Annotated in this window: 13 protein-coding genes and 3 pseudogenes; 13 read left to right on the top strand and 3 right to left on the bottom strand. The window is 39.9% G+C overall.

What is annotated here, in order from left to right; genetic code table 11:
- Positions 1-128: 128 nt before the first annotated feature.
- From lepB to BACCOP_RS19000, 11 genes and pseudogenes are all read left to right on the top strand, one after another.
- The gene (lepB, locus tag BACCOP_RS18955; protein ID WP_007572013.1) at positions 129-992 is read left to right on the top strand and encodes a signal peptidase I; all 864 of its coding nucleotides are present in this window, start codon (positions 129-131) and stop codon (positions 990-992) included.
- Positions 993-1,031: 39 nt separating this feature from the next.
- Entirely contained in the window at positions 1,032-2,708 is a 1,677-nt protein-coding gene (locus BACCOP_RS18960) for an O-antigen ligase family protein (RefSeq protein WP_235776979.1), read from the top strand.
- A 226-nt stretch (positions 2,709-2,934) separates the two neighbouring features.
- Entirely contained in the window at positions 2,935-3,186 is a 252-nt protein-coding gene (locus BACCOP_RS18965) for an NVEALA domain-containing protein (protein WP_007572018.1), read from the top strand.
- 68 nt (positions 3,187-3,254) lie between these two features.
- On the top strand, positions 3,255-4,295 hold the full coding sequence (locus BACCOP_RS18970; protein ID WP_007572019.1) for a BF3164 family lipoprotein: 1,041 nt from the start codon (positions 3,255-3,257) through the stop codon (positions 4,293-4,295).
- A gap of 3 nt (positions 4,296-4,298) precedes the next feature.
- Positions 4,299-5,252, top strand: coding sequence for a tetratricopeptide repeat protein (locus BACCOP_RS18975; protein WP_007572020.1), 954 nt, complete (start codon positions 4,299-4,301; stop codon positions 5,250-5,252).
- Positions 5,253-5,370: 118 nt separating this feature from the next.
- Positions 5,371-5,481, top strand: a pseudogene (locus BACCOP_RS21590) (signal peptidase I); the annotation flags it as partial.
- 141 nt (positions 5,482-5,622) lie between these two features.
- Positions 5,623-6,576 (top strand): IS110 family RNA-guided transposase, encoded by a 954-nt coding sequence (locus BACCOP_RS18980; RefSeq protein ID WP_007566304.1) that lies wholly within the window; start codon positions 5,623-5,625, stop codon positions 6,574-6,576.
- A gap of 565 nt (positions 6,577-7,141) precedes the next feature.
- Positions 7,142-7,369 carry an NVEALA domain-containing protein gene (locus tag BACCOP_RS18990; protein ID WP_007572021.1) on the top strand — a complete coding sequence of 76 codons (228 nt, stop codon included), beginning with the start codon at positions 7,142-7,144 and terminating at the stop codon, positions 7,367-7,369.
- A gap of 388 nt (positions 7,370-7,757) precedes the next feature.
- A pseudogene (locus BACCOP_RS18995) lies at positions 7,758-8,969 on the top strand (transposase); the annotation flags it as partial.
- Between the two features lie 63 nt (positions 8,970-9,032).
- The gene (locus tag BACCOP_RS20745) at positions 9,033-9,419 is read left to right on the top strand and encodes an ISAon1 family transposase N-terminal region protein (RefSeq protein ID WP_007565224.1); all 387 of its coding nucleotides are present in this window, start codon (positions 9,033-9,035) and stop codon (positions 9,417-9,419) included.
- The gene (locus BACCOP_RS19000) at positions 9,385-10,377 is read left to right on the top strand and encodes an ISAon1 family transposase (protein WP_155162804.1); all 993 of its coding nucleotides are present in this window, start codon (positions 9,385-9,387) and stop codon (positions 10,375-10,377) included. The genes BACCOP_RS20745 and BACCOP_RS19000 overlap by 35 nt, the downstream gene beginning before the upstream one ends.
- A 422-nt stretch (positions 10,378-10,799) precedes the next feature.
- Here the strand turns inward: BACCOP_RS19000 and BACCOP_RS19005 are convergent, their stop codons facing one another.
- Positions 10,800-11,885, bottom strand: a complete 1,086-nt coding sequence (locus BACCOP_RS19005; RefSeq protein ID WP_007572023.1) for an HpaII family restriction endonuclease — start codon at positions 11,883-11,885, stop codon at positions 10,800-10,802.
- 349 nt (positions 11,886-12,234) lie between these two features.
- On the opposite strand from BACCOP_RS19005, the gene BACCOP_RS19010 reads away from it, so the two are divergent.
- Both BACCOP_RS19010 and BACCOP_RS19015 read left to right on the top strand, forming a co-directional pair.
- Positions 12,235-12,696 (top strand): alanyl-tRNA editing protein, encoded by a 462-nt coding sequence (locus BACCOP_RS19010; protein ID WP_007572024.1) that lies wholly within the window; start codon positions 12,235-12,237, stop codon positions 12,694-12,696.
- A gap of 12 nt (positions 12,697-12,708) precedes the next feature.
- Positions 12,709-13,596, top strand: a complete 888-nt coding sequence (locus BACCOP_RS19015; RefSeq protein ID WP_007572025.1) for a DNA/RNA non-specific endonuclease — start codon at positions 12,709-12,711, stop codon at positions 13,594-13,596.
- Here BACCOP_RS19015 and BACCOP_RS19020 read toward each other — a convergent pair.
- Positions 13,593-14,366 (bottom strand): EFR1 family ferrodoxin, encoded by a 774-nt coding sequence (locus tag BACCOP_RS19020; RefSeq protein ID WP_007572027.1) that lies wholly within the window; start codon positions 14,364-14,366, stop codon positions 13,593-13,595. The two genes, BACCOP_RS19015 and BACCOP_RS19020, sit on opposite strands and share 4 nt — an antisense overlap.
- Positions 14,367-14,874: 508 nt before the next feature.
- A pseudogene (ltrA, locus tag BACCOP_RS19025) lies at positions 14,875-16,060 on the bottom strand (group II intron reverse transcriptase/maturase); the annotation flags it as partial.

Raw genomic sequence — 16,060 nt, forward strand, 5'->3', positions numbered from 1 at the left:
TTAATTGACAAACTTTTCAAAGAACTCATTTTATTTACCGCCAAAGCCGCTTAGGCTTGGCGAATTTTTAACGAACTATTGATTTATTAAAAGGTTTATTTTATATAGAATGTAATAGAACTGATATTATGAAAAGGTTACTTTATATAATAACAAACCTTGCTTTTGTATGTGTATGTCTATTATTACTATGGATTCTGGCACAAGTGCTTGTGTTTGCATCTTTCCGGATACCAAGTGATTCCATGTCGCCTGAACTCCGAGAGGGAGATTTCGTGCTTGTGTGGAAACCGATCGTTGGGGCACGTCTGTTCAACCTGAATAAATCGCTTAATCTGGAACAGACAGACATTTACCGCCTGCCGGGGTTCAGGAAGATAAAGCGAAATGATGTGGTAGTTTTCAATTTCCCACATCCAAACGACTGGAACCGTATAGAGATGCACATAATGAAGTATTATATCAAGCGCTGTATCGGATTGCCCGGAGATACGCTCTCCATAAGGAAGGGGATGTTCAAGGTGAAAGGTGTAGACATGCCTTTGGGGAATGTTGCTTCACAGAAGCGCATAGGATTGATGCGTCCTGAGGATTTTCCTGAGGGCGTGTACAGGTGCTTCCCGTACGACTCCCTATTGGACTGGAACATAAAGGAGTTCGGACCTCTGTTTGTTCCCGGAGAGGGGGATGTGGTGAAGATGGACCGTACGGGTGGTGTATTGTATCGCAAACTCATTGAATGGGAACAAGGGAAGAAGATGTATGTAAAGGGAGATACAGTACTGCTGAACGACAGTGTGATAACTTCTTACCAGTTCCGTAAGAACTATTATTTCGTAGCGGGAGACCATGGTGAGAACTCACAGGATTCCCGTTACTGGGGGCTGCTTCCGGAGGAGTATATCGTGGGGGTGGCTTCAAGGGTATGGAAATCTGTGGACAGCTATACAGGCGATATTTGCTGGGACAGGGTATGGAAGAAGATTGAATAAAAAGGAATATGGAACTTTTTTGAGCGAGCTATGCATATTATGAGTGTTGAACTAAGGAAATGGTTATGCAGAGTCATACCGTGGCTGGCTGGCCTACTGCTTGCAGGACTTGCGGGTGGAACCGTGCTGGTGACAGACGGAAGTTTACCGTCCGACCTTCTGGGAACGCAGTGGATGTGGCTTTCTGCCGTGATGACTGTTGTATTACCTTTGTGGCTTGCCGGATATATTGTGAATCCACAGCGGACTGTCCGTATCGTGTCGGAATCGGTGCAATGGGTGCTGATGGGATTCGGAGCAGTGGAAGCCCTGCATGGCCTGGGGCAGATTGCAGGTATATATCCGTCAAACCATTCGCTTTTTGTCCTTACGGGCACATTCTATAACCCGGGTCCATATTCAGGCTATCTGGCGGCAGTTCTTCCGGTAGCTCTGTACCGGATGTTAATATTGAACGGGAAGAAAGACCGTCTTTCGGTTGTGCAGTATTATCTATCGATGTGTGTGCTGTTGCTGATATGCTGTGTGCTTCCGTCGGGCATGAGCCGTGCGGCATGGATTGCTTCCCTGATTTCGTGCGGATATGTGGTTCTCAGGGTTTACCGTGTGAAAGTAAAATCGTTTGTATCGGAACACAGATATGCCGTATTGGGCGTGCTTATACTCGGCTTGCTGTCTGCCTCCGGTGCGTATTTCATGAAACGTGATTCGGCAGACGGCCGTTTGCTGATAGGGAAGATAACTTCCCGGGTCATTGCCGCCAGTCCGTGGGGTGAAGGGAACGGAAGGACTTTTTCCGCCATTTACGGTGATGCCCAGGAAAGATACTTCACTGATTGTGAATATTCGGAGTCGGAGGCATGGGTTGCCGGAACACCCGATTTTGCCTTCAACGAATATCTGCAGATAGCAGTTGAATATGGAGTGTGGGTATCCGTTTTGCTTGTAACTGTATTACTTGTGTTGTCAATGATAGCCGGGAGCCGTAAACATCTTGCGGGAATGGGCGGATGTCTTGTATCACTTATGGTATTTGCATGCTTTTCCTATCCGCTGCATATCCCGGCTATTGTTTCTGTATGGCTATTGGCGGTAATGGCGCTTTGTGGCGAAGGTCTGGTGATGATAAAACGCAAATCAGTTGCCGTGATAATCCTGCTGCCGGTTGTTGTGGCCGGATTAACAGCTTCGGTGAATAGGTATGGTATGTACTCCGCACGCACACGGGCTGTTCGCCAGTGGATGCCTGTCAGGGTTCTGTATCATTCCGGGGCATTTAAGGCGGTTGCCGAGGAATATGGAAAGCTTTATGATAAAATGTCCTGGCATAAAGATTTCTGTTTCGAATACGGAAGGGCATTATACAAAACCGGAAGTTACGGCAAGGCAGAAGAGGTTCTGCTGAAATCCATGACGGTGAGCGGAGATCCGATGATATTGAATATTTTAGGACGCAATGCACATGAAAGCGGTGAGTATGGAAAAGCAGAGATGTATCTGCTGCGTTCAACCCGCAGATTGCCGGAGCGCGTATATCCCCACTATCTGCTGGTTAAGCTTTATGCAGAACCTGGGTATTTTGACAGGGTAAAGCTTGTCAGGGAGGCAGAGTATGTGCTTAACGCTGAACCTAAGGTGAATTCTACCGCTATAAGGGAAATGCGCCAGGAGGTGAAGAAAATATTGGAAGACAAAAAATTGTGGAAGAATCAATAAAAGAATAATATAAAATCGGGTAGGATATGGAAAACAGTGGAAACATGAATATATGTCTGCAAACAATGAACATCATATTCCACTCCATGTTAAACCCGTCCAATCGAAGAAAGGAGGTGTTACCTATACAAAGATAATTATTATTTTTAATACCACAAATTGGAGGGTGTTCCTCCCTAGAGATTATTAGAATTATAAATTAATTAAAGTAAAAATTTAAACTAAAATGAATAAGAAAATATTGAAAGTAGTTTTTGTATCCGCATTTGCTTTGGTTGCTGGTTATAGTGTATATGCTTCACAGCAGAAGGTTGAAATGTCAGATTTAGCTATGGCTAATGTAGAAGCATTAGCAAGTGGAGAAGGTAGTTCTCAAGATTGTGTAGTATATTGTAATTATTGTCCAGGTTGGGATTGTATTATATCATGGGGACCTGGTATAGATGGAGTAACTTGTCCGAGCCATAGAAAACGATAATCTATTCACTAATATAAATTTCGTATAAACCTGTCCTAACGTATGTGTAGGGCGCTAAATCTTTACATATGAAAAGTATATATTTGCTAGCACTGGTTTTTATTTTGTCTTCTTGCACGTTTGGTGACAAATATCAGAATGTGGAAACATTTTCTCTTGATGATTTTAAAGTAGTCAGGGAACTTGAAGGCAAAATGTTGGAGTTTGACAGCTTAATTATGCATCCGACTGAACTGAGGGTCTTTGATTCCTTACTTATCACGGTAAACTATGATTGTGAAAAGATGCTGCATATTTTTAATTTGAATACCCGAAAGCAAGTAAATCAATGTTTGTTAAGGGGACAAGGTCCCAATGAAATGTTGCAACCTCGTTTTGTCGGGAATGATAAAAGCAAGGTCTTGCTTTTTGACGTGGCAACTTCAAAAGTTATGGAATATGAAATAACAGACCTTTTAAAGAACTCTTCACCAGTACCTTGTAGGCAGGCACAACTGCAGAATAAAATTTTTATATGTGCAAATCAAATAGGAACACAGTTTCTAGGGTGTTCACACCAGCCTGATTATCAGATTTACACGTTTGGATTGGATGGAGCCTTGCATGACAAATTAATTCCTTATCCAGCTTCTTCTATTTCTTATTCAGATGTTGAAAAAGTGGATGCATATTATATGCGGTTTACAACAAATGAAAAAGACAAATTGGCATTATGTTATTGCATGACTGATTTGATTGAGATATATGGGCTGGATGGGACATTAATCAAAAGACTTCAAGGACCTGATTATTTCTTTACTTACTTTAAGGAAGTTCATAATGGAGAAGTAGTCACATCTTCTCCGGATACGAATAGATTGCGTGATGCGTATTTTTCTCCGTGCAACATTGGAGACTCTTTTCTGGTATTGTATAATGGGAATAAACCGATGGATAAATCTTATAGTTACTTGTGCAAAGAACTATTTGGCTTTTCGTGGGATGGCATACCGCAAACCAGATATTTATTAAGCGATGCTATCTTTGCTTTTGATGTAGATGTCAAGCATCATAAAATTTATGGAATCAGTGACTCTCCAGAGTATCATATAGTCGAATATAATTATTGATGTATGGAAGGGAAAATAAGAAATATAATCATTGCTCTGGGAATCTGTCTTTTATTGGCAATGATTGTATTGGGGCTTAAAAACCGTAATAATATATATACTTGGTTTTTGGGAGATGTCCAGACTCTTTATATGCAGGCAGATAGTTTATACAAACAGAAAAGATACGAGGATGCCGTAACTCTGTACTCAAAACTGGCGAAAATAGACACAGCAAAACGTTGTCAGTTTATTTTAGGTGATATATATTATCAGGGTAAGACAGGGGTAAGGAATTACAAAAAGGCCATGGAGTTATTCCTGAAATCTGCAGATAACGGTAATTCAGATGCCCAAAACAATGTGGGCTATATGTATGCTTATGGTGTAGGATCAGACATAGATTATTCTAAAGCAAGAAAATATCTCAGTATGGCAGCTTTGCAAGGGCACTCCCAGGCACAGGTTGGTTTGGGAAGTCTTTACAGGCATGGCTGGGGAGTAACCAAAAGCTATGCGGAAGCATTCAAGCTATATAGAAGGGCGGCTGCACATGATAATACTGATGCTATGAACAATTTAGGATATATGTACACATTTGGTTACGGAACTTCTACCAGCGTGACTGATGCCATATATTGGTTTGAAAAATCCGCTGCAAGAGATAATGTCGTTGCATTGTTTAATCTGGCTGTCTTTCATATAGAAGGGCATGGATATCCCAAGGATTTGTCGAAAGGAGCTGAGCTTCTTTCAAGAGCGGCTGAATTGAATTCTCCTGCGGCGCAGTTCAATCTGGGCTTGATGTACTATTGGGGCAAAGGAGTTAATAAGGATTATTCAAAAGCAAAGAAATTGTTCCAACAGGCTTCGGCCCAAGGACATAATTATGCATTAGAATTTCTTATGAAGGTGGAAAATAAGGAGAAGGTTTCTGAAACTGATTCAATTTTTGATTGGAAATTGAAGGCGATATAAATATCGTTATGTAAATGATTATTCTTTAAAGGTGTTGATGATGAAAGATTCTATGATCAATATTTTATTAATAAATACATAAAAGAGTACAAATACCAAATTTTTGAGTTTTCTTCTTGTGTTTGCATCCTTTCGGATACCAAGTGATTCCATGTCTCCGGGACTCCGTGAGGGGGATTTCGTACTTGTGTGGAAACCTGTCGTTGGAGCACGTCTGTTGTTGCTTCATGTGTGAATAAACGAAAGAAAGTCAACAAACAAAATTTAAGGTAAAATGAAATACCCATGAGATAAAAAATCACGCCCAAGAGAATGTAAATAGTCAAGCTGAAGTTACCTTTGTATAGTGTAACCCTAAAATGTATCAGTTATGGCAGAAGTGACATTCCCTCAGTTGATACAGCGCGCTTGCGGTATCGACGTCCACCTGAAGGTTGTGGTGGCGACAATTGACGGAGCAGGCATCCAACGCGAGACCCGCTCATTCAAAACCTTCACGAGTTCTTTGAATGAATTGAAAGAATGGCTATTGTCCAATGGTGTAACGCATGTGGGAATGGAGAGTACCGGTGTTTACTGGAAGCCGGTTTATAAGGTTCTTGAAGATTCCATTCCCAATGTCTGGATAGTCAATGCCCGTCACATTAAGAATGTTCCGGGTCACAAGACAGACAAGATGGACAGCGAATGGATCTGCAAGCTTCTTCTGGCAGGTCTTCTCAAACCGAGCTATATTCCTCCCAAGGAGCAGCGTCAGCTTCGTGACCTGACGCGTTACCGGAACAAGCTTATTCAGCAGATAGCTTCAGAGAAGAACCGTATGATGCGTATTCTTGAAGACTGCAACATCAAGCTTTCAAGTGTAGTAAGTAATACAAGCGGTACGACAGCTACTTCTCTTATTGATATGCTTTGTGAAGGCAAAGTCCTTACTCTTGATGATATAAATTCAGTTTATCACGGTAAACTGTCAGCCAGTCCTGAAGAATTGCTTGAGGCGTGTACCGGTTTTGTTGAAGAGCATCACATTTATCTTCTTCAGATGATCCGAAAGGATATAGACCAGACTCAGACTTTGGTTGATGATTTGTCCGAACGTATAAAGAGACTGTTGTCCAAGTACGAGAATGTCCTTGAACTTCTCAGGGAGATTCCCGGTTTTAGCACCAAGGTTGTAGAGGATCTGGTTTCTGAGATAGGTCTTGACATGTCCCACTTCCCTTCTGAAAAGCATCTTTCGTCCTGGGCCGGTCTTTCTCCGGGCAACAACGAGAGTGCGGGTAAAAAAAAAGCGCACGAATCACTCACGGAAACAAACAGGTAAAGGCGGTAATCACAGAAGCCGCATGGGCTGCGACCCGTACAAAGAATACGTTTTTTAGTGAGAGATACCATCGTATAGCTGCCCGCAGAGGAAAGAAACGTGCCTTGATTGCAGTGGGACATTCTCAGTTGATATCCGTTTATCTGATACTGAGTACAGGGTCCCGTTACCATGAACTTGGAGCACAATATATGCAATCCAAGATAGAGCAGAAACGCAAGGTATATTTGTCTTCTGAACTTAAAAAGCTTGGATACAATGTCTCACTTACTAAAGTTCCACAAGCTGTAACACTGAACTAATAATATAGACCAAAGGCCGACTTTTACTGGAATTACCATAGCCCGACAATGAAATTGGTCTCAACAGCTAAGCGCCAAAGATTGTGACTTATGTACACGTGTATGAAACTTTTAAATTCTTAGCTGTTGCTATTTATTATTGTACAATAGCCGCACTTGTGTTCTCATAAGTGCTAATCTTTCTTTTATCCAAAACCTCGGATTTATATCAATTTTAGTATAAACCTGTCCTACTTTGTGTGTAGGACGCTTAATATTTACGTATGAAAAATAATATCTTGAAATTAGTTTTTGCATCCGCATTTGCTTTGGTAGCCGGCTATAGTGTATATGCTTCACAAAAGAAGGTTGAAATGTCAGATTTAGCTATGGCTAATATAGAAGCATTAGCAAGTGGAGAAAATGATCATTCTCAAAAAATATGGGAACGTTATTACCGTCCAGATGGTACAGGTTATAATTGTACAAAGACAGGCAATGAAACTTGCTAGTAGTAAAATAAGTTCTAGTTACGATAAATATTAATGATTTTAAGATTTCATTTTGTTTTTATCCAAACTGAAGTGATTTAAGTATTAAGATAGGGTCTAGGGGTTTTCTTTTATAGATAACTCCTATTCCTTATTCTATATGGATTTAAATTTGTAATATTACAATACTTCGGTAAATTTTTACCGATAAATTAAAATTAAACATAGAATCGGCATAATCCGGTTCAAAAATATATTCAAGAGATCATTGAAATACTGTCAAGAATGAATCGTCAAGGAGTAAGAAAAGGGATGAAAAAGATATGCTAAACAGCTGAAAACCAACAGAAAAAGTATTGCATAATTTGTTGATTATTAGTAAATTAGAAGTATTCCACCACTTTTAATTATGACTAAAGAATCACTCCTTATGCAATACCAATCCGAGTGCAGAAACGCTCTCGAATCAGTTGTAAATATAAGCAAATCTTTTCAGAAAGTATTCATGGATGCAATGAAATTGTTCATGGCTATACCTAACCGCATCAATTTCCTTCAAATGGGACGATATGGATGTTTCTCGGAACAGACATACCGGAACAATTTTGAGAATGATGACTTTGACTGGTTTTCCTTCAATGAAGCCATCATCAGGGAACACCTTAAAGGTGGTCGCAAGGCGATAGCCGTTGATCCGTCTTTCATTCCAAAATCAGGCAGCAAAACGCCGTGGATTGGCTATTTCTGGTCCGGTTGTGCCAGTGAATACAAACGTGGACTGGAAATAACCGGTATTGGAGTTATAGACGTTGACAACCATGAATGTATGACTTTGGGCTCTGTACAGACACCTGATAACGCAACGTTGGAAAGCTACGGGAAGAATCTTGTAGACTGGTACAGTTCTTACCTTATCAGCATACAGGAACATCTGAAACGTATTTCTGGCACTGTCGTATGTGATGCGTTCTTTTCAAAGGCAACTTTCATCAAACCATTGTGTGAGAACGGATTCCACGTTATAAGCCGCTTCAGAAATGATGCAGTGTTGTTTTATCCCACCTTAGAAAATAGGACAGGAAAACGCGGACGTCCAAAATTGTATGACGGAAAGATTGATTTTGAAAATCTGGACATCACAAGATGTACCGAGTATAAAGTGAACAAGGGTAAACTTTATGGACTGAAAGCATACTCCAAAGCACTCAAACGTTTTGTGAGCTTAGCTGTATGGTATCCTATGGATGGAAGAACGGACAAATGGCAGCTGTATTTCTCCACGGACGAGATGCAGGATGCCAAGGAGGTTTTAGACTTCTACAGGACACGTTTCCAGCTCGAATTCTGCTTTCGCGATGCCAAGCAACATGCCGGAATGACGAACTGTCAGGCAACCGACTTCAGAAAACTGGCATTTCACTTCAATGCGTCACTTGCAGCGATAAACCTTGCCAAAGCTGCCTGTAAGAAGATGGGAATAAAATATTCCATATCATCATGCAAGTCAGTCATACACAATGCTTACATGCTTGAACGATTTATTTGCGTGTCTGGGATTGAGCCAAACACGCAATTAATTGACAAACTTTTCAAAGAACTCATTTTATTTACCGCCAAAGCCGGGTCAGTAGAAATTTCGTGGGGATTATTTTTTATACTCGTAAAGTATTGCTTACTTCGCATTATGAAAAACGATTATTTGAACATGCTAGCCAGCCTCGTGTTGCCGGCTCAGATATTAGATTACTTTCTTATCTCTGGAGTTGAACAAACCTCTCAAGAGATTCATATTAGTCTGGATGAAAAGATGAATTCCAAGTTAAGCAATGACGAACATTTTGAATCCAAAGGTTTTATGGAAGCTGTTAATGTGACAGACTTTCCCATACGGGACCATAAGGTAATCCTCAAGATCAGACGTCGTCGTTGGACGGACTTGCGCACAGGTAAAAGTTTCAGTATTCCCATCGACCTCGATGTTGTAGCCAAGGGAACCAGATACTCCAAAGAATTTGGGGCTTTTTTAAAAGAAACGTATGGAGACATCCCCAGTGACCTGCCGTACGCTTGAGGAATTCTATCATATAGATGGTCATACATTTGAAAAACAGTACAAGGAGGTTCTCAGCGGATATCGTAATTGGGAACAGTTATCCCATGCCGGTGAATGGATGCTGTTTCCGGAAAATATGGGACCGTATCTGGCGATTGACGAGACCTCACTCTCCAACGGTGAACTTTACACCTTTGTAACCAACCGTGATGCCTGTACGAGAGAGTGCTCCCTGGTAGCTGTCGTGGCAGGAACTAAATCAGAGGATGTAATAGCTGTGCTGCAACGAATTGACGAGGAAAGCCGTTATGCCGTTAAAGAAGTGACACTTGACCTTTCAGACTCCATGCGCAAGATTGTACGGACTGCATTTCCTGAAGCCAGCCGTGTGATAGACCGTTTTCACATTCAGAGATTAGCTTGTGATGCTGTGCAGGAATTACGCATCAAACACCGTTGGGATGCCATACAGCAGGCCAATGAGGAAATGGAAGAAGCTAAGCGGAAGAACGAAGATTATGTCCCATACCGATATTCCAATGGCGATACCCGTAGGGAATTACTTATACGCTCCCGGTATCTGCTTTTCAAGTCAGCTGATAAATGGACAGAAAAACAGAAGCAAAGGGCAGCAATCCTATTTGAGGAATACCCTGACATCAAAAAGGCATACGGTTTGTGCCATTCCCTGCGGATGATTTTCTCTAAGAACACCATAAAGGACGCTGCACGTCTGGCTATGGCACGATGGTATAATAAAGTAGAAGAAGCAGGGATGCATTCTTTTAATGTCATTGCTGCTACTTTCTATGAGCACTATGATGAAATACTGAATTTCTACAACCATCGTTCTTCAAATGCGATGGCAGAATCGTTCAATGCAAAAATTAAACTGTTCAGAGCAAATCTAAGAGGAGTAGCTGATAAGAAGTTCTTTTTATTCCGCATTGCGAAGCTATATGCGTATCCCCACTAAATTTCTACTGACCCCCAAAGCCGCTTAGGCTTGGCGAATTTTTAACGAACTATTGTGTAGTAGTACAACCGAGAATAATAAGTCTTATAAATTATCTCAAAGTCTTCATCCGACAATGTGCGATTCTTATTTGAGAAATGAAATATTGTCATAAAATAAAAGTAACAATAAAAAGGAGCCACGACATGCTTATGCCATCCTCAATATGTTTCATAATATCAAATTAAGATATTAGCATAAATCTAAATCCACAGATTTTATACTAACAAATTTATCCGATAAGAAGATACAGACAACGCTTCATCTACACAGAAAGTTCAAAATAACATTTTACACCCAATCAATTGCCTTTAAACTTTCCCTTCAAATAGCTTCCTAAATTATTCCATAAAATTCTTACCGGATAATAGTATTTGATTGAATCAGCGTTTCAGGAGTCCTATTTTCAGATTCAATTTAAAGTAATAAACTCCGTTTTCACGCTCCAGATATCCATATTTATCTTTCTCTGTTGAACCTTTTTCTAAACGTGAATTATAGAAAAGGGAATCGGCAAAGACCTGACGGTAAGCACGCTGATAGCACAAAACATCTCCGTCACCTGTCACAAACAGAAAACCGCATATAGCTGATTCAATTCCATTGTAAAGTTTGGCCGGACGCATACCTGTAGCAAGTGCCAATAAAAATTCTTTTATTTTATACTCATAAAAACCGTGCTTGTTTATCAGTTCGTCCTTTATTTTTAGAGGATTCAGCTGTTTTATCGCTTCTGTAAGCTCAGATACTTTCGTAATACCATCCAGCCACATCAAACGTGTCATTTCAGCGAGCAAACGTCCCATGTGAAGATCAATCATAGAAAGATTACTTCGGAATATCTTATCTGCTACATCATTATATTTCAAAACTCCTCCTAAACGTTCTATCATCAGCATTCGGGATATGACGTCGTCTTCCTCACCTTCCGCATTAATCTTATTTATTGTTGGTACGGCAAATTTTACTCCTGTTTGCTCAAATTTAAAATTAGCCGTACGCCCTCCATCAAGCAATGGTAGCATCATACCCAAGCGCGAACGTACACAAAAACCTGTCAGCGGAGCCGACTCATCGTAAAATGCAACACTAAAGTCGGTACGATCGTCAGTTTTAGCCTCCAAGTCATAAATAGCCACTTCATCAAGAAATTCTTCTACTCCATCTGGAGAAGTTACATCATCCTGACGACTATTACGAATAGCATGCAATATTAGTTCAGCTACTGTTTCGAAATCCTCGCGAGGAACAAGCTTATCTATCTTTTCGCCCTTTATATGGATATTATTTTTTTCGATAACATACTGACGCGTTCCATCATGTTCCTCACGCTGTACCATAGCTATAGGAATACACTGTTGCTCATTCTTTTTTACATCAGAAGTACCGGCATACACATAACCATTTGCCAATAGGCGAAAAAATGCATATAATTCGCCCCATTCTCTTTTTGTTGCCTCAAAAGCCATATTATTATCAGTTTTAACAGGTGCAAAGATAAGTAAAACAGATGTTAATAAAAAGGTTTACATAAGATACAAATATTAAACAATGTTATACAGCAGAAAATTATATCTTTTTTGTTTGCAGTATAACAAAAAGTACCTACCTTTGCAGTGTGTTTTTCATAGTATTAGATTTAAGGTTAACAAAAGGTTGGAGTACAGCGGTACTCCTTTTTTTATGCCCATAAGTAAAGAGATTAAATTCTTATAGATATTTCTCTAAAAATCGCATATATTTGCATACGGATTGTTTTCTTCTTTTTATAATGAGTTGATTCATCCAGCACAAATTTTTCTCTAATAATATATAAATATGGAACAAGAAACTCTACTTAATGAGCATAATAAACAGGAATATCCTCCTATGCATACTTGCGAACATATCGTAAACCGTACAATGGTAAACATCTTTGGATGTGGACGCGCAGTGTCGGCACACATCGAACGAAAGAAAAGCAAACTTGATTTTGCTTTACCTAAGGCGCCTTCAGTTGAGGATATTGAAAATATTGAAAAAACTGTCAATGAAGTAATTGCCCGCCATCTACCCGTCACAACAGAATTTATCACACAAGAGGAAGCTGTTGGAAGATTTGACTTAAAACGACTGCCAGACAATGCGTCAGATACAGTCCGAATTGTACGAGTCGGCGACTATGACGAATGTTTATGTATTGGACTGCACGTTACAAATACCTCAGAAATAGGTACTTTCCGCATTATTAGTTCTGATTATAAAGATGGGATATTCCGCATTCGCTTTAAATTAGCATAACTTAAATAACATATGAGTAAGAAAAAAACAAACTCTACAGGTTCACTGAAAGGGTTTATTCTTCTAATTATTCTTGTAGCAGGAGTTCTTTACTTCTACCAAAATAAAGACAACCCTACCATTTCCAAGCAGCTTCAGCAACAAATGAAGGAAGTTGTTGACAACACAAGTCAACAGTTAGGAAAAGAAACTTCTGAAGCAGAAGTAGATAAACGTACAATATCACAGCTGGAAATACCTGTTACGATAAAAAAACGCAATGAAATCAGACTAAATCGCACAGGATTTACCATTTCATATAATAATTTCTATAAAGTGCCTAATTGGGTTGCATGGGAATTGACACGTCAGGAAACAACCGGAAACGAAGAACGTAAAAGTAAATTTCTCCCTGATCCTGATTTGCCCGAACCACGGGTAGAACATTCTGATTACACTCACTCAGGATACGACAGAGGGCATATGGCTCCAGCTGCAGACATGAAATGGAGTGAAAAAGCAATGCAAGAGTCATTTTATATGAGTAACATTTGCCCTCAAAATCAAAAGTTGAATCGTGATGATTGGGGAGATTTGGAAAATGAATGCCGAACATGGGCAAAAAAATACAGAAATGTATATATTGTATGTGGACCTATTTATGACAGTTCTAATCCTAAACGCGTCGGGCAACATAAAGTAGCTGTACCCGACCGTTTTTTTAAAGTAGTATTGATTTATAACCGCAAAAATCCGGTTGCTATGGGATTTCTATTCGAAAACAAAGCAGGACATCATAAACTGGAAAAATATATGGTATCTGTCGATTCTATAGAAACAATTACTGGGTTAGACTTTTTTTCCCAGCTTCCTGATAACATAGAAAAACAAGTAGAAGCAAATATACCAGCTTTACCTTAAAGTCCCTTATTTGACTTATCAAATAGATACTGACCTTTTTTCTGTGTTAAACAACTATATTCAATGGTGTGCTTCGGACAAGAATGATAGCACGCCAGACACATAGTACAATGACTTCCCCACTCAGGCTTACCTCTCTCCTTTAAATGTATATTACGCACAGGACAAGCCTTTTCACACAAGCCACACGAAATACATGAATCTGCTGCCTTAAAAGGCTTAGGCGACATTAAAGTATGCATAAAAAGAAAATGGATTAAATAACTTTTTATCCATGGAAATGCCCCCTCATAACAATCGATAAGCCGCGCTCTTGCAGCTAATTTACTTGATATATATTCAATTCTTTCTTTTGCTTCTCTCAACTTCTTCGATACTATATGCAACGGATCAACATCAAATCCGGGTAAAGACACATATGTATTAGGCATAATTACAGAAAATCCTGCGTTACATTCCCAACCCTTCTCTTTAATTGCTTTACAAAAAATATCAGCAGTCTTACCTGAATCATCACCGCAAGTACATACAAAAAATACATACTTAGGAGCTGAAGATAGACGAAGCAAAGAAATAAAATCCATCACAATAGTAGGAGGTGCCCATGCATAAACAGGAAAAACAAACCCTAATATTTCTCCTTCTGACAGGGTATATTCTTCTTTCTCAATTTTCACATCTGCTATATCCTCTACCGCATCCCCCAATCTTTTTCCAAGAGATTCAGCCACCCATCGCGAATTACCTGTTCCAGAAAAATAAAATATCATATAAACTGCAATTAAAAATCAAAGGAATCCCTAAAAAGCATGATAAAAAAAATAAAGCGAAGATTATATATCAAATCGATATAAAATCTTTCGCTTACTATAAAAGAAAAGCCGCACCAGAGGCGTGACGAAACTCCGATAAACATGATTTGAGTGCTCTCCCCCTTTGTAATCCACCGGCATAAATGCTACCCGAAGGCGTGGCCCGCCATTGGAAGATGAAGCTGTTCTCGGTATTTCTTATAATTTGATGAGTTTCCCGATTCTGCAAGTGCGGCTTCATTCTTGTATTACAAAAATAATACTTTAATCTGAAAAAACAAAATATTAGTCAGTTATTTTATATGTAGCAGGCACAGACATACTATTATTATCTACAGCAATCTACTCTTAATATTTTCGATAAAATCGAGTAGGAGGTAAACATTAATCATAGGTGTTTATCTCCTATTTTCATGTTCACCGACCTCTCACACCACCGTACGTGCCGTTCGGCATACGGCGGTTCCTATTTTGGGTACCATTCGAGATACGAGCCCATTAAGGTAGGATATCCTGCTTTTCGCAGGCTATCATTATTTATCGCCACTTTCAATATAGGACTGTCAGCGATACGCCAATAACCTTTGCGAGTGTTACCCCATTCACATGCCTTATATTTTTCTATACCGCATTTAATGAGGTTCCCCACCTTGGTCTTGGGTTTCTTCCAAGCTTTCCATATACACATACGTATTCTACGTCTTAACCACTCATCTGTGTCAAGAAGAAAGCGTTTCATATCGGCAAGGTGATAGTATCCAATCCACCCACGTATGTAATCTTTCAGCTTCTGTTTCCTCTTGACGTATCCCCATCCATTGCTACGATTAGTCAGCTCTTTGAGGCTCAATTTCATCTTTGCTTTGGATTTAGGGTGTACTGTAAGGCGATATTTGCCTTTCATTACATAAAAGGAATAACCGAGATACTTCACTCCTCGAACATACGATACTACAGTCTTTTCCTTGTTGACTTTAAGATATAGAGTTCCCTCTATAAATCGGGTTATGGACTCTTTGACTCTTCTTGCTGCCCTTTTGGACTTACAGAATATCATCGAGTCATCGGCATACCGCACAAAAGGAAGTCCTCTGCGTTCGAGTTCCTTGTCCAGCTCATTGAGCATAATATTACTTAACAATGGACTTAGTGGTCCTCCTTGGGGAGTTCCTTCCTCGCTCACTTCGAACAGACCTTTGTTCATTACACCGCTTCGGAGATATTTGTGTATCAGACTGACAACTCTGCCGTCTTTAATAGTGCGGCTGAGAATTTCTATGAGTTTGCTATGGTTCACGGTATCGAAGAAGCGTTCAAGGTCAAGGTCTACAACGTACGTGTAGCCTGTATTGATTATCTCTTGGGCTCCTCTCACCGCGTCATGACAACCTCTTCTCGGACGGAAGCCATAACTTCTCCTGGAGAATTGTTTCTCATATATAGGACTCAGAACTTGGTTAATGGCTTGTTGCACCAAACGGTCTACCACAGTGGGGATTCCTAATAGACGCATCTTGCCATTGTCCTTGGGGATTTCTACCCTTTTGACGGGGTTCGGACGGTAAGAACCGTCCATCAAGGAACGGATGAGCGCATCTTTGTTGGCTAATAGCCATAAAACCCATGTTCACATGACATATTGTCGATACCGC

Source organism: Phocaeicola coprocola DSM 17136 (assembly GCF_000154845.1).
Lineage (GTDB): Bacteria > Bacteroidota > Bacteroidia > Bacteroidales > Bacteroidaceae > Phocaeicola > Phocaeicola coprocola.